This is a genomic window from Pseudomonas sp. J380 (assembly GCF_009827115.1).
Taxonomy (GTDB): domain Bacteria; phylum Pseudomonadota; class Gammaproteobacteria; order Pseudomonadales; family Pseudomonadaceae; genus Aquipseudomonas; species Aquipseudomonas paracarnis.
In genome coordinates, this window is the sequence record NZ_CP043060.1 from 4,822,119 (window position 1) to 4,844,937 (window position 22,819).

A 22,819-nucleotide genomic window follows, 5' to 3' on the forward strand; every position below is an offset into this window, starting at 1 on the left:
AGACATGGCAATGCGCCATTCATTTGGCGCCAGCTTACCAGACACCTTCTGTCGCGATTAGCCAATTTAGCGGGCAAACGCTGTCATTTATCGATTTTATGCAGGGCGCTGCTGTTTCAAGGCCCTGTGCTAAGCTGGCGACCCTTTTTTAGCAGTGGAGTCTGGGCGATGAAGGCACGCATCCAATGGGCGGGCGAAGCCATGTTCCTCGGTGAGTCGGGCAGCGGCCACGTGGTGGTTATGGATGGCCCGCCGGAAGCCGGCGGTCGGAACCTGGGTGTACGCCCCATGGAAATGTTGCTGCTGGGTGTGGGCGGTTGCAGCAATTTCGACGTGGTCAGCATCTTGAAGAAGTCCCGGCAAGCCGTGGAAAGCTGCGAAGCCTTCCTGGAAGCCGAGCGCGCCACTGAAGACCCCAAGGTTTTTACCAAGATCCATATGCATTTCGTGGTCAAGGGCCGGGCGCTGAAAGAAGCCCAGGTCAAGCGTGCCATCGAGCTGTCGGCCGAGAAGTACTGCTCAGCATCGATCATGCTGGGGGCCGCGGGCGTGGTCATTACCCACGACTACGAAATCATCGAGTTGGGTTGATTGCAGCCGGCAAAAGAAAGGGCGCTTCGGGCGCCCTTTTTTTCGGTTCAGATTCGATAGGTGCTTTTGGTCATGACCTTGGCCAGCAGGCTCATGCCGAACCGTACCGGGGCTGGAAAGCGGAAGCCGCCCGCGTCCAGCGCGCTCTCTGCGTGGTGTTCTTCATCGATGCGCATCTGCTCAAGAATGGCCCGTGACTTTTCGTCTTCGGCCGGCAGTTGCTCCAGGTGTTCGTCCAGGTGCTTGCACACCTGATGTTCTGTCGCGGCCACAAACCCCAGGCTGACTTTGTCGCTGATCAGCCCGGCAGCCGCGCCGATACCAAACGACAAGCCATAAAAAAGTGGGTTGAGCACGCTGGGATGGCTGCCCAACTGGCGGATGCGTTGTTCGCACCAGGCCAGATGGTCGATCTCTTCCTCGGCCGCATGCTCCATCGCCGTGCGTACCTGTGGCAACTTGGCGGTCAGCGCCTGGCCCTGGTACAACGCCTGGGCACAGACTTCACCGGTATGGTTAATGCGCATCAGGCCAGCGACGTGACGGGTATCGGTGTCGCTCAGTTGTACATCCGGCTGCACGATGGCGGGCGAGGGACGGTAGGGCTGGCCGCTGAACGGCAGCAGGGTGCGCATGGCCGTGTCGGCTTGCAGCAACAGACGGTCAATCGGCGAGTAGTGACGTTGGGTAGTCATGCTGACCTCCGGGAAGAATCTCGGCGGCCAGTTTACCGCAAGAGAGCGTCCAGCGTTTGTGCTGAGTCAATTTGCCCTTGTGCACTCAGCCCGGTGGCCAGTTCATCTGGCGCTGACCCAGCACGTGCATATGGATGTGGTAAACGGTTTGCCCGCCGTCTTCATTGCAATTCATCACCACACGAAAGCCTTTTTCGCAGCCTTGTTCCACGGCCAGGCGTTGGGCGGTGAACAGGATATGGCCGGCCAGCGCCTTGTCGTCCTCGGTCAGGTCGTTGAGGGTACGAATGGGCTTTTTCGGGATAACCAGGAAATGCACTGGCGCCTGCGGGGCGATATCGTGAAAAGCCAGGACTTGGTCATCTTCATAGATGATCTTCGCCGGTATTTCCCTGTTGATGATCTTGGTGAACAGAGTATCCACAGCTGTATCTCCATCGTGAAAGGTGAGGTGAGTGTACGTAGGCCATCAGCGTGGGCAATAGGCCTTGTTGATGGCGCCGGCAATTTTGCGGGTGAGCCAGCGGGGGCTCAGGCGTGGGCTGAACGTCAGCCAACGATTGCGGCGCCCGGGAATGATGATGGCCTTGTTCTTTTCCAGCGCCCGCACGGTGTACAGCGCGACTTCTTCCGGGCTCATCAGTTGCTGGCTGCGGTCGAGTTTCGCCGTATCCATCTGCGCGGTGCCGAAGAATGCGGTGCGCGTGGGGCCGGGGCACAGCACTGAAACCTTGATGCCGCAGGTCTTCAATTCCTCGCGCAGCCCTTCGGAGAAGTGCAATACGTAGGCTTTGCTGGCGTAGTAGCTACTCATCCACGGCCCAGGCTGGAAGGCGGCGACCGAAGCCACATTGAGGATTTGCCCGCCGCCATGCAGGGCCATCGCATTGCCCAGTGCGTGGCACATGCGGGTCAAGGCCAGGATGTTGACCTCGATGAGGTCCTGCTCGGTCATCCAGTCCTGGGCCAGGAACGGCCCGCTGGTGCCGATGCCGGCGCAGTTGACCAGCAGGTCGATCTGCCGCTCACCCTCTTCGAGTTCCAGCAAAAAGCCGGACAAACGCAGCGGCTCGCCCAAATCACAGGCACGAAACAGCACCTCGACGCCGAAGCGTTGGGTCAACTCCAATGCAATGCTTTCCAACTGATCACGCTGACGGGCCACCAGAATCAAGCTACGGCCGCGCCGTGCCAAGGCCTCGGCCAATGCCAGGCCGATGCCACTGGAGGCGCCGGTGATCAGAGCGTAACGGGTCATGCCTTTCTCCATCGCAACGCCACCGGCCTATGACAGTGCGTCACAGGCGGCGGGCGTTTCTTCACTGTTCTGGAGAGTCTACAGGTTCGGCTGCATCGTCAGCACTTTGCGCTTCGGCTTCGTCAACGATAGCGCTTTGATCGGCGTCTGCATCGGAGGTAATGGAGCTGCTTTCGTAGCTGCTGTCCATGTTGGCTTCAAGCTGGTCCAGGTAGCCATTCATGCCCAGGGTGACGACGATGATGAGCATCAAGGGAATGAACGCCAGCCACAGCGAGGCCAGGATTTTCACCGCAGTGGAGTTGCGTGGTGGTGGCGCGCCGTACTGGTTGGCGCCCGTATTGCCTGGCAATACCAGCAACAACAGTGGGAATACGCTGTTTACCAGCGGAACCAGGTTGAGCAGGTACAGCCAGCCAGACCAGCCCAGGTCATGCAGGCGCTGCACGCCGATTTGCACGCTCACCACTACCAATGCCACAAACAGCGCGAAACCCAGCAGCGAGCCAATAATGATGGCGATGGTTGGCGAGGCTGTCGCCACCGCGAAGCCCACCGTACTGATGATGCCCGCTGCCACCAACATCGCGACGGTCAGTGCCAGCGTCCAAGCCAGGTAGCGCAGGCGCCCGATGCGCCCGTGGATGGTGAACACCTTTAGGGTGGCGAACTCCGGCAGGTCGTCGCCAACTGCGGCGCGTGGCGGTGCATAAGGCGACGCAGCGGCGCGGTCAGAGGTTGACGAGTCCGTCTCGTGGGTTTCTGCAAGGTTGAACGCCACGGGTTGTTCGGCCTCGATGCGAGCGTCGATCCCGGCATTGTGCAGTGCCGTCAGGTAAGTTTGCGCGTCGGGCTGGGACAGGTCGCGCTTGAGCGCGACGGGGCGGCCGGTGAAGAGTTTTTCGATTGCTTCAACATCGCTTTTGAATAGTTCGGCGAGGTTCAGCTTGGCGGTGGTGCTTTCGACACCTGGGCGCAAGGCTCCGTCAAACACAATCTTGAAACGGCTGTCGCTCATGCGGGCATCCTTGTCACTTAATCAGGAAGAGTATGCAGGCCTGTCCAGTTGGCAGGCCCTGCAGTGGGTCAGCGTGGCCAGCGCAGTTGCGCGGCGTGCTCGCGTGCTTTGCGGTATTCGGCATCCAGGCGCGTTATGAGCTCATCCACAGTGGGTACATCATTGATCTCACCGACGCCTTGGCCAGCAGACCATACAGTTTTCCACGCTTTGGCCTCATCGCTCAATGGCTTGAGCTTGGAACCGAAATTGACTTCACCCTTGCCTTGAAGCGCAGCAAGGTCAAAACCGGCATTTTCCAGGCTCTGGCGCATGAAGCTTGCAGGTACGCCGGAGACTGCAGGAGTGTGCACGATGTCGGCAGCGCGGGATGTGAGCAGCATCTCCTTATAGGCATCCGGTGCCTGACTTTCGGTGGTGCCGATAAAGCGCGTACCGAAATATGCCAGGTCTGCCCCCAGCATCTGGGCGGCAAGAATTTCGTGCCCATGGTTAAGGCAGCCCGCCAGCAGCAGGGTTTTGTCGAAGAACTGGCGAATTTCGGCAATCAGCGAAAAGGGGCTCCAGGTGCCTGCGTGGCCACCCGCGCCAGCGGCTACGGCAATCAGGCCGTCTACGCCGGCTTCAGCGGCTTTTTCCGCATGGCGTCGGGTAGTAACGTCATGAAATACCAGGCCGCCGTAGCTATGAACCGCGTCCACCAGTTCCTTTACCGCACCGAGGCTGGTGATGACGATGGGCACCTTGTGCTCGACGCAGATCGCCAGGTCAGCCTCCAGCCGCGGGTTGCTGTTGTGCACGATCAGGTTCACGGCATAGGGCGCAGGATTGTCCAGCAGCGCCAAGCCCGCTTCGATTTCTTCCAGCCAGGCCTTGAAGCCGCTGCTTTCGCGTTGGTTGAGCGCCGGGAAACTGCCAACTACCCCGTTGCAACAGCAGGCCAGGACCAGTTGTGGATTGGAGATCAGAAACATCGGCGCGGCCACCACGGGCAGGCGCAGACGTTGTTCCAGCAGAGCGGGCAGCGACATTGGAGGTTCCCCGAGTAATTGACGTTAGAACGGTTTGACCACGACCAAAATTACGATAGCCAGCAATATCAGAACCGGGACTTCATTGAACCAGCGATAAAAGACATGGCTGCGGGTGTTTTCGCCACGGGCGAAGCGCTTTACCTGTGCGCCGCACATGTGATGGTAGCCAATCAGCAGGACGACCAGGGTCAGCTTGGCGTGGATCCAGGCGCCCGACTGGAAAATGCCGGGGTTGAGGGCCAGCATCCAGATGCCGAAGACCAGTGTGGCAACCATCGCCGGGCCCATGATGCCCCGGTACAACTTGCGCTCCATGATGCTGAAGCGTTCCTTGCTGACGGTGTCTTCGCTTTGGGCGTGGTAGACGAACAGGCGCGGCAGGTAGAACAGCCCGGCAAACCAGCAAACGATGCTGACGATATGGAAGGCTTTGACCCATAGATAGAGCATTTTAGTTATTCCCAGGTTCACGGTAGCGAAGATAGTAGTGGCTCATGCGCCCGTACGTCACGTTGACGGTTGTCGCAGGACGATACGGCCCCTATTATCGACGGCTTTCCAGTGGGTTCGTTGAGGGCAGGTTTATGGTCAAGGTCGGTATCGTCGGCGGCACGGGTTACACCGGTGTCGAATTGCTGCGTCTGTTGGCTCAGCATCCGCAAGCTGAGGTGGTGGTCATCACTTCCCGATCCGAAGCCGGGCTGGCCGTGGCCGATATGTACCCGAACCTGCGAGGCCACTATGACGGTCTGGCGTTCAGTGTGCCGGACACCAAGACCCTGGGTGCCTGCGACGTGGTGTTCTTCGCCACGCCTCACGGTGTCGCCCATGCTCTGGCCGGTGAGCTGCTGGCGGCCGGTACCAAGGTTATCGACTTGTCGGCAGACTTCCGCCTGCAAGACGCCGATGAGTGGGCCAAGTGGTACGGCCAGCCCCATGGTGCGCCGCAGCTGTTGGAAGAGGCGGTTTACGGCCTGCCGGAAGTCAATCGCGAGCAGATCAAGCAAGCGCGCCTGATTGCCGTGCCGGGTTGCTATCCGACGGCGACGCAATTGGGCTTTCTGCCATTGCTGGAAGCTGGCTTGGCGGATGCGTCGCGCCTGATCGCGGACTGCAAGTCGGGCGTCAGTGGTGCGGGCCGTGGTGCGGCGGTAGGTTCGCTTTACTCCGAAACGTCGGAAAGCATGAAAGCCTACGCGGTAAAAGGTCATAGGCACTTGCCGGAAATCCGCCAGGGTTTGCGTCGCGCTGCCGGCCAGGATGTGGGGCTGACCTTCGTGCCGCACCTGACACCGATGATCCGCGGGATTCACTCCACGCTGTATGCGACCGTCACTGATCGCTCGGTAGACCTGCAGGCGCTGTTTGAAAAGCGTTATGCCAATGAGCCGTTCGTCGATGTGATGCCGGCCGGCAGCCATCCGGAAACGCGCAGCGTGCGTGGTGCCAATGTGTGCCGTATTGCGGTGCATCGTCCGCAGGATGGCGACCTGGTGGTGGTGTTGTCGGTGATCGACAACCTGGTCAAGGGCGCTTCGGGCCAGGCGGTGCAGAACATGAACATCCTGTTCGGCCTGGACGAGAAGTTGGGCCTGTCCCACGCGGGGATGTTGCCTTAACGCGGGCTCACCGTTGCGCAAAAGGCCCTTTGATCGGGCCTTTTGCATTTTTAATGGTCGCTGGGCGGATTGATATACCGTAACAATAGTTGACCGCTTTTCTAGGAGAAGCGGATAATACCGGCCATTACGCATATGGCGGCGCTACGCCGGGAGATTATCAGCATGAGCGTTGAATCCTTCACCCCCACGGCTTTGCAATTCACCCACGGTGCTGCGCACAAGGTGAAGAGCCTGGTCGATGAAGAGGGTAATGATCGCTTGAAGCTGCGCGTATTCGTTACGGGCGGCGGTTGTTCAGGGTTTCAGTACGGTTTTACCTTCGATGAAGATGTGGCCGATGACGACACTATCGTTGAGCGCGAGGGTGTGAGCCTGGTCGTGGATCCGATGAGCTTCCAATACCTGGCAGGTGCCGAGGTGGATTATCAGGAAGGTCTGGAAGGCTCGCGTTTCGTGATCAAGAACCCTAATGCCACCACGACATGTGGTTGCGGGTCTTCGTTCTCGATCTGATCGGTAGCAGATACAAAAACGCCGCTTGGCTTTTACGGGCCAAGCGGCGTTTTGCTGTCTGGGGTCAGGCGGGGTAGATCGCGCCAAGCACTCGAAGCCCACGTGCGCCAGTGACGCTGGGGCGATTGGCGGCGATGCCTTCCAGGCAGCAATGTGCCAGCCAGGCGAAGGCCATTGCTTCTACCCAGTCAGGATCTACGCCGTAGGCCGCTGTAGTGCTGACATGAGTGGAAGGCAGCAACGTTGTCAGCCGGCTCATCAGTGCCCCGTTATGGGCGCCGCCCCCGCAGATCAGCAAGGTTGTTGTGTCAGTCTGGGCGCTTTGCAGGGACTCGACGATGGTCAGGGCGGTCAGCTCCAGCAGGGTGGCCTGTACGTCTTGGGGTTCAAAGGCGGGCAAACGGCCAAGGTGCTGCTGCAGCCAGGCCAGGTTGAACACTTCGCGGCCCGTACTTTTTGGGCCTTTGGTCATGAAGAACGGATCGCTGAGCAACGTATTGAGCAGTTGGGGTTGGACCTTGCCGCTGGCCGCCCATTGCCCGTCCCGATCAAAGTGTTCGCCGCGCTGCAGGTTAATCCAGGCATCGAGGAGGACGTTCCCCGGGCCGCAGTCGAAACCGGCGACAGGCTCGCCCGTCTCGATCAGGCTGAGGTTGCTGAACCCGCCGACATTCAATACCGCGCGATTGCCCGTCTGCTCGCCGAACAAGGCTTCATGAAAGGCTGGAACCAATGGAGCGCCTTGGCCGCCGGCAGCGACATCGCGGCTGCGGAAGTCGCTGACGACCGTGATGTCTGTCAGCTCGGTGAGAAGGGCAGGGTTGCCGATCTGAACGGTAAAGCCTCGGGAGGGTTCATGGCGAATCGTCTGGCCATGGCTACCAATCGCCCGAATGTCCTGAGGCTTGAGGTTCTGTTGATCCAGCAAGGCGTGGATGCCTTGCGCAGCGAGCGTTACCCATTGTTGCTGTGCAATTGCCGAGCGGGCGATTTCATCCGGGCCACTGGCGCATAGGCTCAGCAGTTCTGTGCGCAAGGCGTCAGGCATCGGGATGTAATGGGTGGCGATCAGATTGACCGCCGCGCCTTGTTCGATAAGGGCGATATCCAGGCCGTCGAGGCTGGTCCCGGACATCACACCGATATAGAGCGGCATACCTTAACGCTTCGCCGAGGCCAGCATGGTGGAGCGCTCTTGATCCATGCGTGCCATCAGCGGCTGGCTCTGCTGCATGAAGCGCGCGCGTTCGGCCTTGGCAATCGGGTCAGCCATCGGCAGCTTCTGGCCCAATGGGTCGACGTGTACGCCGTTGACCTGGAACTCGTAATGCAAGTGCGGGCCGGTGGAGAGGCCGGTAGTGCCGATGTAGCCGATCACTTGCCCCTGTTTCACGTTGCCGCCAGTCTTGACGCCCTTGGCAAAGCCTTGCATGTGGCCGTACAGCGTGCGGTAAGTGTTGCCGTGCTGGATGATCACCGTATTGCCGTAACCACCACGGCGCCCTGCCAACAAGACCTTGCCGTCGCCCGCCGCTTTGATTGGCGTGCCACGCGGCGCGGCATAGTCGACGCCCTTGTGTGCGCGAATTTTGTTCAGAATTGGATGCTTGCGGCCCATGGAGAAACGCGAGCTAATACGAGCAAAGTCAACGGGGGTACGGATGAACGCCTTGCGCATGCTGTTGCCATCAGCTGTGTAGTAGCTGCTGTTGCCTTGTTTGTTGGTGTAGCGCACGGCGGTGTAGGTTTTGCCGCGGTTGGTGAAGCGTGCAGACAGGATGTTACCAGTGCCCACGACTTTTCCGTTGGCTACTTTCTGCTCGTAGATCACGTCGAACTCATCGCCTTGACGGATGTCCTGGGCGAAGTCGATGTCGTAGCCAAAAACGCTGGCCATGTCCATGGTCATGCTGTGCGACAGGCCCGCACGCGCGGCCGATTGCGACAGGGAGCTGTTGATCACGCCATGTACGTAGGCGGAACGCATGACGGGTTTGGTGGTGATTCGGTTGAATGCGAAGCCTTTGGCGCCTTTGCTCAGGCTGATGCTTTCCAGGTCGCTGATACTGGTGTGCAGGTTGTTCAGCTGACCGTCTGGCGTCAGCTCAAACTCGAGCTTTTGGCCACGTTTGAGCTGCGTGAATTGCTTGGCTTGCTTATCGCTGGCGAGCACTTCATTTACAGCGGCGGCAGGCAATCCAACCTTTTCGAACAGGGTAGATAGTGTGTCGCCTTTGCCCACGATGACTTCGCGGTGCTGGGGATTCTTGGCTGCGGTTGCCGCAGGTGCTTCCTGGGTGGCTTGTTGAGTGTCTTCTGGAGCGCTTTCGATCTGTGCGAAAGGTGATTCGGCCGGAGCATTTGTGGCTTGTTGAGCGTCGGAAGCGTCTTGATCTTGTGTCAGTTGTTCAACTGGGCTTTCCAGATCGAGGCTCAGGGATGTTCGTTTGGCTTCAACGTCACTGGAAGGGAATACCAGCAGTGCCAGGCTGAGAAGGGCGGCGATACCACTTGCGGCGAGCAGGTGGGTCTTCGGGTAAAGCGGCGGCGCTTTAGACGGTTCAGTGGTCATAAGTAATTTTGACTTTGAAGATGAAATGGAAAAGATGAATGACATGATGAAGATGAAATAACTGTATAAAATATAACCAAATCATCTGTGGCGCAAGCTCGCGAACGCTGGGCTTGCTGAACGGTGTCCGTGCGCAGGGCAAAACTTGTAATTAGTCCCTGATCTTGTATGGTTGGTTCCCTTTTGAATCTGAGCCTTGCGGGTCTGTTATGAAGTCGGTTGAAGAGCAGCTAGCGCTGATAAAACGTGGTGCGGAAGAACTGTTGGTCGAGGCCGAGCTGATCGAAAAGCTCAAGCGTGGCCAACCCCTGCGTATCAAGGCTGGCTTTGATCCGACTGCGCCGGATCTGCACCTGGGTCATACCGTGCTTATTAATAAGCTGCGTCAGTTTCAGGAGTTGGGCCATCAGGTCATCTTCCTTATAGGTGACTTCACTGGGATGATCGGTGATCCAAGCGGCAAGAGCGCTACGCGCCCGCCGCTGACTCGTGAGCAGGTGCTCGATAATGCCGAGACCTACAAGACCCAGGTATTCAAGATCCTTGATCCAGCCAAGACTGAGGTGGCGTTCAACTCCACTTGGATGGACAAAATGGGGCCGGCAGATTTCATTCGTCTGACGTCCCAGTACACCGTGGCACGCATGCTCGAGCGCGATGACTTCGACAAGCGCTACTCGACCAATCAGCCAATCGCCATCCATGAGTTCCTCTACCCGCTGGTTCAAGGGTACGACTCGGTGGCGCTGCGCGCGGACGTTGAGTTGGGTGGCACCGATCAGAAGTTCAACCTGCTGATGGGGCGTGAATTGCAACGCGCCTATGGTCAGGAGGCTCAGTGCATTCTGACCATGCCGCTGTTGGAAGGCTTGGATGGCGTCAAGAAGATGTCCAAGTCGCTGGGTAACTATGTCGGTATCCAGGAAGCACCAGGTGTGATGTACGGCAAGTTGGTGTCTATTCCGGATGCGCTGATGTGGCGCTACTTCGAGCTGTTGAGCTTCCGCTCGATGGACGAGATCAATGCGCTGCGTGCGGATGTCGAGGCGGGCGCTAATCCTCGCGATGTGAAGATTAAGCTGGCTGAAGAAATCGTTGCGCGTTTCCATGGTGAGGAGGCTGCGGCCAGCGCTCACCGCGCGGCAGGTAATCGCATGAAAGACGGCGAGCTGCCTGACGATCTGCCGGAGATTGAATTGACTGCTGCCGAGGCGATGCCGATTGCGGCTGTGCTTAATAAGGCTGGCCTGGTGAAGAATTCGGCGGTCGCGCGTGATCTCTTGGGTTCGGGCGGTGTACGTATAGATGGTGAGGTGGTTGATCGCACCTTTATATACGAGCTGGGCGCGACTCACGTTTGCCAGGCGGGGAAGAAGGCATTTGCGCGTATTACGCTCAAATCCGAACAAGTCTGAAAATAGGTGTTGACGGCGAATTATATCTGTCTATAATTCGCCCCACTTCCGGCGCAGTCGAAACGGAAAACTCCTTGGCAAACAATGAGTTACGCAGTTTTCGGCAGCAAGTTGCTTCAGTTCATCGAAGCCAAAAGGGAGTTGAAAAAGAGGTGTTGACAGCAGCGTGTAACGCTGTAGAATTCGCCTCCCGCTTACGAGAGATCGCAAGCGCAAGTGGTTGAAGTTGTTGAGGAAATCTTCGAAAACTTCTGAAAATAACCACTTGACAGCAAATGAGGCTGCTGTAGAATGCGCGCCTCGGTTGAGACGAAAGATCTTAACCAACCGCTCTTTAACAACTGAATCAAGCAATTCGTGTGGGTGCTTGTGGAGTCAGACTGATAGTCAACAAGATTATCAGCATCACAAGTTACTCCGCGAGAAATCAAAGATGTAACCAACGATTGCTGAGCCAAGTTTAGGGTTTCTTAAAAACCCAAAGATGTTTGAACTGAAGAGTTTGATCATGGCTCAGATTGAACGCTGGCGGCAGGCCTAACACATGCAAGTCGAGCGGTAGAGAGAAGCTTGCTTCTCTTGAGAGCGGCGGACGGGTGAGTAATGCCTAGGAATCTGCCTGGTAGTGGGGGATAACGTTCGGAAACGGACGCTAATACCGCATACGTCCTACGGGAGAAAGCAGGGGACCTTCGGGCCTTGCGCTATCAGATGAGCCTAGGTCGGATTAGCTAGTTGGTGGGGTAATGGCTCACCAAGGCGACGATCCGTAACTGGTCTGAGAGGATGATCAGTCACACTGGAACTGAGACACGGTCCAGACTCCTACGGGAGGCAGCAGTGGGGAATATTGGACAATGGGCGAAAGCCTGATCCAGCCATGCCGCGTGTGTGAAGAAGGTCTTCGGATTGTAAAGCACTTTAAGTTGGGAGGAAGGGTTGTAGATTAATACTCTGCAATTTTGACGTTACCGACAGAATAAGCACCGGCTAACTCTGTGCCAGCAGCCGCGGTAATACAGAGGGTGCAAGCGTTAATCGGAATTACTGGGCGTAAAGCGCGCGTAGGTGGTTTGTTAAGTTGGATGTGAAATCCCCGGGCTCAACCTGGGAACTGCATTCAAAACTGACTGACTAGAGTATGGTAGAGGGTGGTGGAATTTCCTGTGTAGCGGTGAAATGCGTAGATATAGGAAGGAACACCAGTGGCGAAGGCGACCACCTGGACTAATACTGACACTGAGGTGCGAAAGCGTGGGGAGCAAACAGGATTAGATACCCTGGTAGTCCACGCCGTAAACGATGTCAACTAGCCGTTGGAAGCCTTGAGCTTTTAGTGGCGCAGCTAACGCATTAAGTTGACCGCCTGGGGAGTACGGCCGCAAGGTTAAAACTCAAATGAATTGACGGGGGCCCGCACAAGCGGTGGAGCATGTGGTTTAATTCGAAGCAACGCGAAGAACCTTACCAGGCCTTGACATCCAATGAACTTTCCAGAGATGGATTGGTGCCTTCGGGAACATTGAGACAGGTGCTGCATGGCTGTCGTCAGCTCGTGTCGTGAGATGTTGGGTTAAGTCCCGTAACGAGCGCAACCCTTGTCCTTAGTTACCAGCACGTAATGGTGGGCACTCTAAGGAGACTGCCGGTGACAAACCGGAGGAAGGTGGGGATGACGTCAAGTCATCATGGCCCTTACGGCCTGGGCTACACACGTGCTACAATGGTCGGTACAGAGGGTTGCCAAGCCGCGAGGTGGAGCTAATCCCATAAAACCGATCGTAGTCCGGATCGCAGTCTGCAACTCGACTGCGTGAAGTCGGAATCGCTAGTAATCGCGAATCAGAATGTCGCGGTGAATACGTTCCCGGGCCTTGTACACACCGCCCGTCACACCATGGGAGTGGGTTGCACCAGAAGTAGCTAGTCTAACCTTCGGGAGGACGGTTACCACGGTGTGATTCATGACTGGGGTGAAGTCGTAACAAGGTAGCCGTAGGGGAACCTGCGGCTGGATCACCTCCTTAATCGACGACATCAGCTGCTCCATAAGTTCCCACACGAATTGCTTGATTCATTGAAGAAGACGAAAGAAGCAGCCCGAAATTGGGTCTGTAGCTCAGTTGGTTAGAGCGCACCCCTGATAAGGGTGAGGTCGGCAGTTCGAATCTGCCCAGACCCACCAATTTTGTGTGGGAAACGCCTGTAGAAATACGGGGCCATAGCTCAGCTGGGAGAGCGCCTGCCTTGCACGCAGGAGGTCAACGGTTCGATCCCGTTTGGCTCCACCACTACTGCTTCTGTTTGTATAAAGCTTAGAAATGAGCATTCCATCGTTGTGATGGTGAATGTTGATTTCTAGTCTTTGACTAGTTCGTTCTTTAAAAATTTGGGTATGTGATAGAAAGATAGACTGAACGTTACTTTCACTGGTAACGGATCAGGCTAAGGTAAAATTTGTGAGTTCTCTTAACTGAGAAATTCGAATTTTCGGCGAATGTCGTCTTCACAGTATAACCAGATTGCTTGGGGTTATATGGTCAAGTGAAGAAGCGCATACGGTGGATGCCTTGGCAGTCAGAGGCGATGAAAGACGTGGTAGCCTGCGAAAAGCTTCGGGGAGTCGGCAAACAGACTTTGATCCGGAGATGTCTGAATGGGGGAACCCAGCCATCATAAGATGGTTATCTTGTACTGAATACATAGGTGCAAGAGGCGAACCAGGGGAACTGAAACATCTAAGTACCCTGAGGAAAAGAAATCAACCGAGATTCCCTTAGTAGTGGCGAGCGAACGGGGACTAGCCCTTAAGTGGCTTTGAGATTAGCGGAACGCTCTGGAAAGTGCGGCCATAGTGGGTGATAGCCCTGTACGCGAAAATCTCTTGGTCATGAAATCGAGTAGGACGGAGCACGAGAAACTTTGTCTGAATATGGGGGGACCATCCTCCAAGGCTAAATACTACTGACTGACCGATAGTGAACTAGTACCGTGAGGGAAAGGCGAAAAGAACCCCGGAGAGGGGAGTGAAATAGATCCTGAAACCGTATGCGTACAAGCAGTGGGAGCCCACTTTGTTGGGTGACTGCGTACCTTTTGTATAATGGGTCAGCGACTTATTTTCAGTGGCGAGCTTAACCGAATAGGGGAGGCGTAGCGAAAGCGAGTCTTAATAGGGCGTCTAGTCGCTGGGAATAGACCCGAAACCGGGCGATCTATCCATGGGCAGGTTGAAGGTTGGGTAACACTAACTGGAGGACCGAACCGACTACCGTTGAAAAGTTAGCGGATGACCTGTGGATCGGAGTGAAAGGCTAATCAAGCTCGGAGATAGCTGGTTCTCCTCGAAAGCTATTTAGGTAGCGCCTCATGTATCACTGTAGGGGGTAGAGCACTGTTTCGGCTAGGGGGTCATCCCGACTTACCAAACCGATGCAAACTCCGAATACCTACAAGTGCCGAGCATGGGAGACACACGGCGGGTGCTAACGTCCGTCGTGAAAAGGGAAACAACCCAGACCGTCAGCTAAGGTCCCAAAGTTATGGTTAAGTGGGAAACGATGTGGGAAGGCTTAGACAGCTAGGAGGTTGGCTTAGAAGCAGCCACCCTTTAAAGAAAGCGTAATAGCTCACTAGTCGAGTCGGCCTGCGCGGAAGATGTAACGGGGCTCAAACCATACACCGAAGCTACGGGTATCACGTAAGTGATGCGGTAGAGGAGCGTTCTGTAAGCCTGTGAAGGTGAGTTGAGAAGCTTGCTGGAGGTATCAGAAGTGCGAATGCTGACATGAGTAACGATAATGGGTGTGAAAAACACCCACGCCGAAAGACCAAGGTTTCCTGCGCAACGTTAATCGACGCAGGGTTAGTCGGTCCCTAAGGCGAGGCTGAAAAGCGTAGTCGATGGAAAACAGGTTAATATTCCTGTACTTCTGGTTATTGCGATGGAGGGACGGAGAAGGCTAGGCCAGCTTGGCGTTGGTTGTCCAAGTTTAAGGTGGTAGGCTGGAATCTTAGGTAAATCCGGGATTCTAAGGCCGAGAGCTGATGACGAGTTAACTTTTAGTTAACGAAGTGGTTGATGCCATGCTTCCAAGAAAAGCTTCTAAGCTTCAGGTAACCAGGAACCGTACCCCAAACCGACACAGGTGGTTGGGTAGAGAATACCAAGGCGCTTGAGAGAACTCGGGTGAAGGAACTAGGCAAAATGGCACCGTAACTTCGGGAGAAGGTGCGCCGGTGAGGGTGAAGGACTTGCTCCGTAAGCTCATGCCGGTCGAAGATACCAGGCCGCTGCGACTGTTTATTAAAAACACAGCACTCTGCAAACACGAAAGTGGACGTATAGGGTGTGACGCCTGCCCGGTGCCGGAAGGTTAATTGATGGGGTTAGCTAACGCGAAGCTCTTGATCGAAGCCCCGGTAAACGGCGGCCGTAACTATAACGGTCCTAAGGTAGCGAAATTCCTTGTCGGGTAAGTTCCGACCTGCACGAATGGCGTAACGATGGCGGCGCTGTCTCCACCCGAGACTCAGTGAAATTGAAATCGCTGTGAAGATGCAGTGTATCCGCGGCTAGACGGAAAGACCCCGTGAACCTTTACTATAGCTTTGCACTGGACTTTGAATTTGCTTGTGTAGGATAGGTGGGAGGCTTTGAAGCGTGGACGCCAGTCTGCGTGGAGCCATCCTTGAAATACCACCCTGGCAACTTTGAGGTTCTAACTCAGGTCCGTTATCCGGATCGAGGACAGTGTATGGTGGGTAGTTTGACTGGGGCGGTCTCCTCCTAAAGAGTAACGGAGGAGTACGAAGGTGCGCTCAGACCGGTCGGAAATCGGTCGTAGAGTATAAAGGCAAAAGCGCGCTTGACTGCGAGACAGACACGTCGAGCAGGTACGAAAGTAGGTCTTAGTGATCCGGTGGTTCTGTATGGAAGGGCCATCGCTCAACGGATAAAAGGTACTCCGGGGATAACAGGCTGATACCGCCCAAGAGTTCATATCGACGGCGGTGTTTGGCACCTCGATGTCGGCTCATCACATCCTGGGGCTGAAGCCGGTCCCAAGGGTATGGCTGTTCGCCATTTAAAGTGGTACGCGAGCTGGGTTTAGAACGTCGTGAGACAGTTCGGTCCCTATCTGCCGTGGACGTTTGAGATTTGAGAGGGGCTGCTCCTAGTACGAGAGGACCGGAGTGGACGAACCTCTGGTGTTCCGGTTGTCACGCCAGTGGCATTGCCGGGTAGCTATGTTCGGAATAGATAACCGCTGAAAGCATCTAAGCGGGAAACTAGCCTCAAGATGAGATCTCACTGGAACCTTGAGTTCCCTGAAGGGCCGTCGAAGACTACGACGTTGATAGGTTGGGTGTGTAAGCGCTGTGAGGCGTTGAGCTAACCAATACTAATTGCCCGTGAGGCTTGACCATATAACACCCAAGCAATTTGAGTCGAAAGGCCAGATTGCGGTGTGTGAAGACGCAATGAACCGAAAGTTCGACGCTCACAAAACACCACGATCTATCACATACCCAATTTGCTGAAGCGAGGCCAGTTGGCCACGACTCAGTACCCGAATTTCTTGACGACCATAGAGCATTGGAACCACCTGATCCCATCCCGAACTCAGCAGTGAAACGATGCATCGCCGATGGTAGTGTGGGGTTTCCCCATGTGAGAGTAGGTCATCGTCAAGATTAAATTCCGAAACCCCAATTGCGAAAGCAGTTGGGGTTTTGTTTTGGGCGCTCGAAAATCTGGTGGGGCGTCGATCATGACTGATATCCAGCCTTTCTATGCAATGACCCTGCGCATGGCTATCATGCGTGCCTCATTCTGAGGCGATATGTGCATGCTGACGTTGTTGAAACTTCTGAAAGATGGTCGCTTTCATTCTGGAGAAGCGCTTGGTGCCGCCCTAGGCGTCAGTCGCAGTGCCGTGTGGAAGCAGCTTCAGCATCTTGAGGCAGAATTGAATCTCCCCATTCATAAGATTCGGGGGCGAGGATATAGATTGGCTGCGCCATTGATGTTTTTGAATGCGCAGGAAATTTCCCAGAGGGCGGCTTCCCTGGCTTGGCCTGTTCACATTTTCGACTCCATTGACTCCACTAATGCTGAGGCTTTACGTCTTGTCGATGCGGGCAGTGCGGCTCCTTTTATTGTGCTAGCGGAGCAGCAGACGGCTGGTAGGGGGCGACGAGGCCGCAAATGGGTCAGTCCATTTGCGCAAAACATTTACTACAGCCTTGTATTGCGTGTTGAGGGCGGCCTGCGGCAACTGGAAGGGCTGAGTCTGGTGGTGGGGCTGGCAGTCCTGCAGGCTCTGCGTGAGTCGGGCGTGGAGGGCGCAGCTTTGAAGTGGCCAAACGACGTCCTGGTTGGGCACAAGAAAATCTCAGGCATCTTGCTTGAGTTGGTGGGAGATCCCGCAGATATCTGTCACGTTGTGCTAGGGATAGGTATCAATGTGAATATGCAGAAAGCTGTAGAGGTTGATCAGCAGTGGACCTCGATGCAGCTCGAGACGGGCTCTTCTGTTGATCGCAATCACCTGGTGGCGCGACTGGGCTTGCAACTGCAAGCCTACCTAGACCGACACAAGGCTGCGGGTTTTGCTGGGCTGCAAGCAGAATGGGAGCAGCATCACGCGTGGCAAGGGAAGTGTGTGTCGCTTATCGCGGGCGTCAATCAGATTGATGGGGTTGTGCTCGGTGTGGATTGTCAGGGTGCGTTGCGTTTGGATGTCGGTGGCGTTGAGAAAATATACAGCGGTGGTGAGCTAAGCCTGAGGTTGCGTGATGATTCTTGAGCTCGACTGTGGAAATAGCTTTATCAAGTGGCGTGTTCTTGAGTCGAGTGATGCAAGTGTCCGCGCCGAAGGCATCGCAGGTTCGGATATTGCGCTGATCGACAGTTTGGTGGCTTTGCCTGGTCTATTGCTCACGCGTTGTCGGTTGGTGAGTGTTCGCGCGCTTGAGGAGACCGATAAGTTGATAGCAGCGTTGGTAGGGGCATTTGGCGTTGCTGTTTCCTGTGCCACCTCTGCTCGAGAAATGAGCGGAGTACGCAACGGCTACGAAGACTTCCAGCGCCTAGGAATGGATCGATGGCTGGCCATGCTAGGCGCGTTCAAGTTGGCGTCAGGTGCATGTCTGGTACTCGATTTTGGTACGGCGGCGACCGCAGATTTTATCGGTCCGGACGGTGAGCACCTGGGGGGGTTTATTTGCCCGGGTATGCCGCTTATGCGTAATCAACTGCGAACCCATACTCGCAAGATACGTTATGACGACGCGGCCGCTGAGCGGGCGCTGGAGCGTCTCTCTCCAGGTCGCACGACCGTAGAGGCCGTCGAGCGTGGTTGTACGCTCATGCTTAGAGGTTTCGTGCTGACTCAGCTCGAGTTGGCGCGAGGCTATTGGGGGGAGGATTTCACGGTCTTCCTCACTGGAGGCGATGCCGACCTGGTCAGGGATGCTGCGCCTCAGGCTCGGCTGGTCCCGGACCTGGTGTTTGTTGGTTTGGCGATGGCGTGTCCTTTGTCTTGAGGTGATTATGCGCTGGCTGTTTTTACTTTTACTGGTTCTCAATGTTTTTTATTACGTCTGGCATCAGCAAGAGGCGCCATTGCGGGCCAAGGATGTCACGCCCTTGAATTTCCATCGAGGAGCGCAGCAAGATATTCGCCTCTTGAGTGAGTCGGCAGATGCGGTGGCTCGGCGTGATCGAGCGAGGTCGGCGGAGGCGCAGAATACCTGCTTGTACATCGGTGGGTTCTCCGATCGACGCCAAGCCTCCTCTCTTGAGCAGAGGCTCACGAGCCTGGATATAAAGGTCACGGTCCAGTTGCTGAATGCGCAGAGCGCCTCGGGTTATTGGTTGCGTGTGGCTCCTGAGAGCCGTCGCCTGGCTGACGATCTGCCCTTTGAAAGCCTTGCTAATGAATTCAATGAGTTAAAACATAAAATAATGCTGTGCGAAGGCATTGCAACTCTCGAATAGTTTGCATAGAATGGCGCCCGCTTCGCAGTGAAGACCTTTAAGGGCTACAGTGCAAAGCTACCGTCAATGCAGCTAACCTCATAATTTAAATGAGAAAATGCTTGACAGAAGGTCGGCGTGATGTAAAATGCCGGCTCGCTTAGGAGGGGTTCCCGAGCGGCCAAAGGGATCAGACTGTAAATCTGACGTCTACGACTTCGAAGGTTCGAATCCTTCCCCCTCCACCATTTTTAGCGTGAGCTGCAAGCTCCGCGGGTATAGTTTAGTGGTAGAACCTCAGCCTTCCAAGCTGATGATGCGGGTTCGATTCCCGCTACCCGCTCCAAGTTTGCAGGTTGTGCAAGGTGTTTCGCTCTTGTAGCTCAGTTGGTAGAGCACACCCTTGGTAAGGGTGAGGTCAGCGGTTCAAATCCGCTCAAGAGCTCCATATGACAAGGCAGATATGAAAATATCTGCCTTTGTTTTAACAGCTGCCTCGGCTTGAATGTTGTTCGATGTTTCAGGTCTTGTGGGGTTGGTTGTTGTAAAGTCTTTTTCAGGCCTGCATAATGGTCGGCCTGATTTTGTTTTAGGTCAGTAGCTCAATTGGCAGAGCGACGGTCTCCAAAACCGTAGGTTGGGGGTTCGATTCCCTCCTGACCTGCCAGATTCACGTGGTGTGTCTGGCTTTCTTTTCACAGGATCTTCATAGATGACTCCTAAGGCTGAAGCTCAAAGCTCTCGTTTCGATCTGGTAAAGTGGCTCGCTGTAGTCGCCTTGGTGGTCGTAGGCGTTGTTGGCAATCAGTACTATTCTGCTTCGCCGATCCTGTACCGTGTACTCGCTTTGCTTGCCCTCGCTGCTGTAGCTGCCTTTGTAGGCCTGCAGACTGCCAAAGGCAAGTCCTTCGCGGTACTGGTTAAGGAAGCTCGCACCGAAATCCGTAAAGTCGTTTGGCCGACTCGCCAAGAAACCACTCAGACCACATTGATTGTCGTGGCTGTTGTTCTGGTTATGGCGTTGCTGTTGTGGGGGCTTGATTCCCTGCTCGGCTGGCTTGTTTCCTTGATTGTTGGCTAAGGGTGTCCCGTGGCTAAGCGTTGGTACGTTGTGCATGCTTACTCGGGTTACGAGAAGCATGTTATGCGCTCTTTGCTGGAGCGCGTAAAGCTGGCAGGCATGGAAGATGGCTTCGGCGAAATTCTGGTTCCCACTGAAGAAGTGGTTGAAATGCGGAATGGGCAGAAGCGCAAAAGCGAACGCAAGTTCTTCCCTGGCTACGTGCTGGTACAAATGGACATGAACGAAGGTACTTGGCACTTGGTCAAGGATACCCCTCGCGTCATGGGCTTCATTGGCGGTACTGCCGACAAGCCTGCTCCGATCACCGACAAAGAGGCGGAAGCAATTCTGCGTCGTGTTGCTGACGGTAGCGACAAGCCCAAGCCGAAGACATTGTTCGAGCCGGGTGAGGTTGTTCGCGTTACAGACGGTCCGTTCGCTGATTTTAACGGTACGGTCGAAGAAGTTAACTACGAAAAGAGCCGGATCCAAGTGGCAGTGCTCATTTTCGGTCGCTCTACCCCGGTAGAGTTGGAGTTCAGCCAGGTCGAAAAGGTCTAGCTGGGCAAGCATCCCAACCCCGCAGCCTAGGCTGTGGGGTTTTGTCGTCACTGGGATAAACGCGCAAGTAACCGGGGAGCCTTTCGAGGCGTTTGAACCCGTAATTGGAGTGCCTCATGGCCAAGAAGATTACCGCTTACATCAAGCTGCAAGTGAAGGCCGCTCAGGCCAACCCTAGCCCACCCGTCGGTCCAGCTCTGGGTCAGCACGGCGTGAACATCATGGAATTCTGCAAGGCCTTCAACGCCCGTACTCAGGGTCTTGAGCCAGGTCTGCCGACTCCAGTGATCATCACTGTATACAGCGACCGTAGCTTCACCTTCGAAACCAAGTCGACCCCGGCTTCGGTTTTGCTGAAGAAAGCTGCCGGTCTGACCAGCGGTTCCGCTCGTCCTAACACCGTTAAGGTTGGCACTGTAACCCGTGCTCAGCTGGAAGAAATCGCGAAAACCAAAAACGCGGATCTGACTGCAGCTGATATGGATGCAGCCGTGCGTACCATCGCCGGTTCTGCTCGTAGCATGGGCCTTAACGTGGAGGGTGTGTAATGGCTAAGCTGACCAAGCGCCAAAAGGCTATCGCCGGCAAAATCGAAGCGGGCAAGTCCTACAACTTCGTAGACGCTGCTGCCCTGCTGACCGAGCTGTCGACTGTCAAGTTCAGCGAGTCTGTTGACGTTGCTGTGAACCTGGGCGTTGACCCACGTAAATCCGACCAGGTCGTTCGTAGCGCTACTGTGCTGCCACACGGTACTGGCAAGACTGTACGTGTTGCCGTCTTCACCCAAGGCCCAGCTGCTGAAGCTGCTCTGGCCGCTGGTGCTGATCGCGTTGGCATGGATGACCTGGCTGCCGAAATGAAAGGCGGCGACCTGAACTATGACGTCGTAATTGCTTCCCCGGATGCAATGCGCGTTGTAGGTCAGTTGGGTCAGATCCTCGGTCCACGTGGCCTGATGCCTAACCCTAAAGTCGGCACCGTAACTCCAGACGTAGCTACCGCGGTTAAAAACGCCAAGGCTGGTCAGGTTCGTTATCGCACCGACAAAAACGGCATCATTCACACCTCCGTTGGCAAAGTCGGCTTCGATGCCGTCAAGCTGAAGGAAAACGTTGAAGCCCTGATCGCTGATCTGAAGCGTATCAAGCCTGCTTCCTCGAAAGGTATCTACGTCAAGCGCGTTACCCTGAGCACCACTATGGGCCCAGGTCTGGTCATCGACCAAGGCTCGCTGGACGTATAAGACATAAATTGGCGCGAGCAATTGCGCCAATTGAAAGATTGGGGTCCCTGCCTGGCGGGGGCTATCCAAGACCGTAGGCGACGCAAGTCTTAAACCAACAAGCCTACGCAGATGGTGCTCCCGGTTCCTTACCGAATCAGACACCAAAACGACATCAGGCCTAGGCCAGATGAAACGGTAACAAGCAGGAGTTAAACCCGTGGCAATTAATCTCGAAGACAAGAAGGCCATCGTCGCTGAAGTCAACGAGGCTGCCAAAGCTGCTCTGTCCGCTGTCGTGGCTGATGCCCGTGGTGTGACAGTAGGCGCTATGACCGGACTCCGTAAAGAGGCTCGTGAAGCTGGCGTATACGTACGTGTTGTACGTAACACCCTGCTCAAGCGCGCCGTTGCTGACACTGAATACAGTGTTCTCAACGACGTGTTCACTGGCCCGACTCTGATCGCGTTCTCTAAAGATCATCCAGGCGCTGCTGCCCGTTTGTTCAAGGAATTCGCCAAGAGTCAGGATAAGTTCGAGATCAAGGCAGCTGCGTTCGAGGGCAAGTTCCTCGCAGCTAACCAAATCGACGTACTGGCAACACTGCCGACCCGCGACGAAGCCATTTCGCAGCTGATGAGCGTGATTCAAGGCGCTACCAGCAAGCTGGCTCGTACTCTGGCTGCAGTTCGCGAGCAAAAAGAAGCTGCCGCAGCCTAAGGCTGAGCAACCTCTCTCGCGTATTTTTGTTTATTTCGATGGCCGCGTAGGCCGTCCCCCAATTCAGGAAATACAGCAATGTCTATCTCCCAAGACGATATCCTCAACGCCGTAGCTGAAATGTCGGTTCTGCAGGTTGTTGAGCTGATCAAAGCTTTCGAAGAAAAATTCGGCGTTTCCGCTGCCGCTGCTTCCGCCGGTCCAGCTGCTGCTGCTGCCGTTGTTGAAGAGCAAACCGAATTCAACGTCATGCTGACCGAAGCTGGCGAGAAGAAAGTAAACGTGATCAAGGCAGTACGTGAACTGACCGGTCTGGGCCTGAAAGAAGCCAAGGCTGTAGTTGACGGCGCTCCTGCCATGGTTCTGGAAGCTGTTACTAAAGACGCAGCTGACAAAGCCAAAGCTACTCTGGAAGAAGCAGGCGCTAAAGTCGAGCTGAAGTAAGCATCGACCTTGCGTCTCCAGCCCAAGCGTTAAGCTGAAGGCTGATGGCTGGTGGCTCTTGCCACCGGCCTTTTTCCGTTCTTGGCTGTCGACTCGGTCGCCGCCA

The 22,819-nt window shown here is 55.6% G+C and carries 21 protein-coding genes, 6 tRNA genes and 3 rRNA genes; 22 read left to right on the top strand and 8 right to left on the bottom strand.

Features of this window, described 5'->3' with window-relative positions; translation table 11 throughout:
* The first annotated feature begins 168 nt into the window (after positions 1-168).
* Positions 169-591, top strand: coding sequence for an OsmC family protein (locus FXO12_RS21910; protein WP_003194686.1), 423 nt, complete (start codon positions 169-171; stop codon positions 589-591).
* A gap of 47 nt (positions 592-638) precedes the next feature.
* Here the strand turns inward: FXO12_RS21910 and coq7 are convergent, their stop codons facing one another.
* From coq7 to hemJ, 6 genes are all read right to left on the bottom strand, one after another.
* A complete protein-coding gene (gene coq7 / locus FXO12_RS21915) occupies positions 639-1,286 on the bottom strand; it encodes a 2-polyprenyl-3-methyl-6-methoxy-1,4-benzoquinone monooxygenase (protein ID WP_054920673.1) in 648 nt (215 codons plus the stop codon).
* A gap of 85 nt (positions 1,287-1,371) precedes the next feature.
* Positions 1,372-1,710, bottom strand: coding sequence for a histidine triad nucleotide-binding protein (locus FXO12_RS21920; protein WP_003194682.1), 339 nt, complete (start codon positions 1,708-1,710; stop codon positions 1,372-1,374).
* Positions 1,711-1,755: 45 nt separating this feature from the next.
* Positions 1,756-2,544 carry an SDR family oxidoreductase gene (locus tag FXO12_RS21925; protein ID WP_003194680.1) on the bottom strand — a complete coding sequence of 263 codons (789 nt, stop codon included), beginning with the start codon at positions 2,542-2,544 and terminating at the stop codon, positions 1,756-1,758.
* 61 nt (positions 2,545-2,605) lie between these two features.
* Entirely contained in the window at positions 2,606-3,562 is a 957-nt protein-coding gene (locus FXO12_RS21930) for a DUF805 domain-containing protein (protein WP_054896807.1), read from the bottom strand.
* 68 nt (positions 3,563-3,630) lie between these two features.
* Positions 3,631-4,593 (bottom strand): nitronate monooxygenase family protein, encoded by a 963-nt coding sequence (locus FXO12_RS21935; protein WP_057978479.1) that lies wholly within the window; start codon positions 4,591-4,593, stop codon positions 3,631-3,633.
* 24 nt (positions 4,594-4,617) lie between these two features.
* Positions 4,618-5,046 (bottom strand): protoporphyrinogen oxidase HemJ, encoded by a 429-nt coding sequence (hemJ, locus tag FXO12_RS21940; protein ID WP_003194674.1) that lies wholly within the window; start codon positions 5,044-5,046, stop codon positions 4,618-4,620.
* Between the two features lie 134 nt (positions 5,047-5,180).
* Here hemJ and argC point away from each other — a divergent pair, with 134 nt between their 5' ends.
* A complete protein-coding gene (gene argC / locus FXO12_RS21945) occupies positions 5,181-6,215 on the top strand; it encodes an N-acetyl-gamma-glutamyl-phosphate reductase (RefSeq protein WP_014720162.1) in 1,035 nt (344 codons plus the stop codon).
* A gap of 165 nt (positions 6,216-6,380) precedes the next feature.
* Positions 6,381-6,731 (top strand): iron-sulfur cluster insertion protein ErpA, encoded by a 351-nt coding sequence (gene erpA / locus FXO12_RS21950; RefSeq protein ID WP_003176443.1) that lies wholly within the window; start codon positions 6,381-6,383, stop codon positions 6,729-6,731.
* 64 nt (positions 6,732-6,795) lie between these two features.
* Here erpA and FXO12_RS21955 read toward each other — a convergent pair whose 3' ends face one another.
* Positions 6,796-7,887 carry an anhydro-N-acetylmuramic acid kinase gene (locus FXO12_RS21955; protein WP_057978482.1) on the bottom strand — a complete coding sequence of 364 codons (1,092 nt, stop codon included), beginning with the start codon at positions 7,885-7,887 and terminating at the stop codon, positions 6,796-6,798.
* 3 nt (positions 7,888-7,890) lie between these two features.
* Positions 7,891-9,303 (bottom strand): peptidoglycan DD-metalloendopeptidase family protein, encoded by a 1,413-nt coding sequence (locus FXO12_RS21960; RefSeq protein ID WP_057978484.1) that lies wholly within the window; start codon positions 9,301-9,303, stop codon positions 7,891-7,893.
* Positions 9,304-9,512: 209 nt separating this feature from the next.
* On the opposite strand from FXO12_RS21960, the gene tyrS reads away from it, so the two are divergent.
* The 19 genes from tyrS (at position 9,513) to rplL (ending at position 22,713) form a co-directional block, all read left to right on the top strand.
* Complete coding sequence (gene tyrS, locus FXO12_RS21965; protein ID WP_054896812.1) at positions 9,513-10,718, top strand: tyrosine--tRNA ligase; 1,206 nt, start codon at positions 9,513-9,515, stop codon at positions 10,716-10,718.
* A gap of 490 nt (positions 10,719-11,208) precedes the next feature.
* A 16S ribosomal RNA gene (locus FXO12_RS21975) occupies positions 11,209-12,745 on the top strand.
* Between the two features lie 81 nt (positions 12,746-12,826).
* Positions 12,827-12,903: transfer RNA gene (locus FXO12_RS21980), tRNA-Ile, on the top strand.
* A 30-nt stretch (positions 12,904-12,933) separates the two neighbouring features.
* A tRNA-Ala gene (locus FXO12_RS21985) sits at positions 12,934-13,009 on the top strand.
* A 247-nt stretch (positions 13,010-13,256) separates the two neighbouring features.
* Positions 13,257-16,148, top strand: a 23S ribosomal RNA gene (locus tag FXO12_RS21990).
* Positions 16,149-16,299: 151 nt separating this feature from the next.
* Positions 16,300-16,415: ribosomal RNA gene (rrf, locus tag FXO12_RS21995) — 5S ribosomal RNA — on the top strand.
* Together the 16S, 23S and 5S rRNA genes with 2 tRNA genes alongside form the textbook arrangement of a ribosomal RNA operon.
* A gap of 155 nt (positions 16,416-16,570) precedes the next feature.
* Positions 16,571-17,530: a bifunctional biotin--[acetyl-CoA-carboxylase] ligase/biotin operon repressor BirA gene (birA, locus tag FXO12_RS22000; RefSeq protein WP_057975596.1), complete on the top strand. Its 960-nt coding sequence runs from the start codon at positions 16,571-16,573 to the stop codon at positions 17,528-17,530.
* On the top strand, positions 17,520-18,269 hold the full coding sequence (locus FXO12_RS22005) for a pantothenate kinase (RefSeq protein ID WP_054896954.1): 750 nt from the start codon (positions 17,520-17,522) through the stop codon (positions 18,267-18,269). The genes birA and FXO12_RS22005 overlap by 11 nt, the downstream gene beginning before the upstream one ends.
* A gap of 7 nt (positions 18,270-18,276) precedes the next feature.
* Positions 18,277-18,723 carry a hypothetical protein gene (locus FXO12_RS22010; protein WP_057975595.1) on the top strand — a complete coding sequence of 149 codons (447 nt, stop codon included), beginning with the start codon at positions 18,277-18,279 and terminating at the stop codon, positions 18,721-18,723.
* A gap of 142 nt (positions 18,724-18,865) precedes the next feature.
* Positions 18,866-18,950: transfer RNA gene (locus FXO12_RS22015), tRNA-Tyr, on the top strand.
* A 24-nt stretch (positions 18,951-18,974) separates the two neighbouring features.
* Positions 18,975-19,048 (top strand) — tRNA-Gly (locus FXO12_RS22020).
* Positions 19,049-19,074: 26 nt separating this feature from the next.
* Positions 19,075-19,150: transfer RNA gene (locus FXO12_RS22025), tRNA-Thr, on the top strand.
* A 143-nt stretch (positions 19,151-19,293) separates the two neighbouring features.
* Positions 19,294-19,369, top strand: a tRNA-Trp gene (locus FXO12_RS22030).
* Between the two features lie 45 nt (positions 19,370-19,414).
* Positions 19,415-19,783 carry a preprotein translocase subunit SecE gene (gene secE / locus FXO12_RS22035; RefSeq protein ID WP_003194658.1) on the top strand — a complete coding sequence of 123 codons (369 nt, stop codon included), beginning with the start codon at positions 19,415-19,417 and terminating at the stop codon, positions 19,781-19,783.
* Positions 19,784-19,792: 9 nt separating this feature from the next.
* On the top strand, positions 19,793-20,326 hold the full coding sequence (nusG, locus tag FXO12_RS22040) for a transcription termination/antitermination protein NusG (protein WP_003176436.1): 534 nt from the start codon (positions 19,793-19,795) through the stop codon (positions 20,324-20,326).
* Positions 20,327-20,442: 116 nt separating this feature from the next.
* The gene (rplK, locus tag FXO12_RS22045) at positions 20,443-20,874 is read left to right on the top strand and encodes a 50S ribosomal protein L11 (RefSeq protein WP_003176435.1); all 432 of its coding nucleotides are present in this window, start codon (positions 20,443-20,445) and stop codon (positions 20,872-20,874) included.
* Positions 20,874-21,569 carry a 50S ribosomal protein L1 gene (gene rplA, locus FXO12_RS22050; RefSeq protein ID WP_003176434.1) on the top strand — a complete coding sequence of 232 codons (696 nt, stop codon included), beginning with the start codon at positions 20,874-20,876 and terminating at the stop codon, positions 21,567-21,569. Before rplK ends, rplA begins: the two co-directional genes overlap by 1 nt.
* Positions 21,570-21,768: 199 nt before the next feature.
* The gene (gene rplJ / locus FXO12_RS22055) at positions 21,769-22,269 is read left to right on the top strand and encodes a 50S ribosomal protein L10 (protein ID WP_003232405.1); all 501 of its coding nucleotides are present in this window, start codon (positions 21,769-21,771) and stop codon (positions 22,267-22,269) included.
* Between the two features lie 78 nt (positions 22,270-22,347).
* A complete protein-coding gene (gene rplL, locus FXO12_RS22060; protein WP_020302454.1) occupies positions 22,348-22,713 on the top strand; it encodes a 50S ribosomal protein L7/L12 in 366 nt (121 codons plus the stop codon).
* Positions 22,714-22,819: the final 106 nt, after the last annotated feature.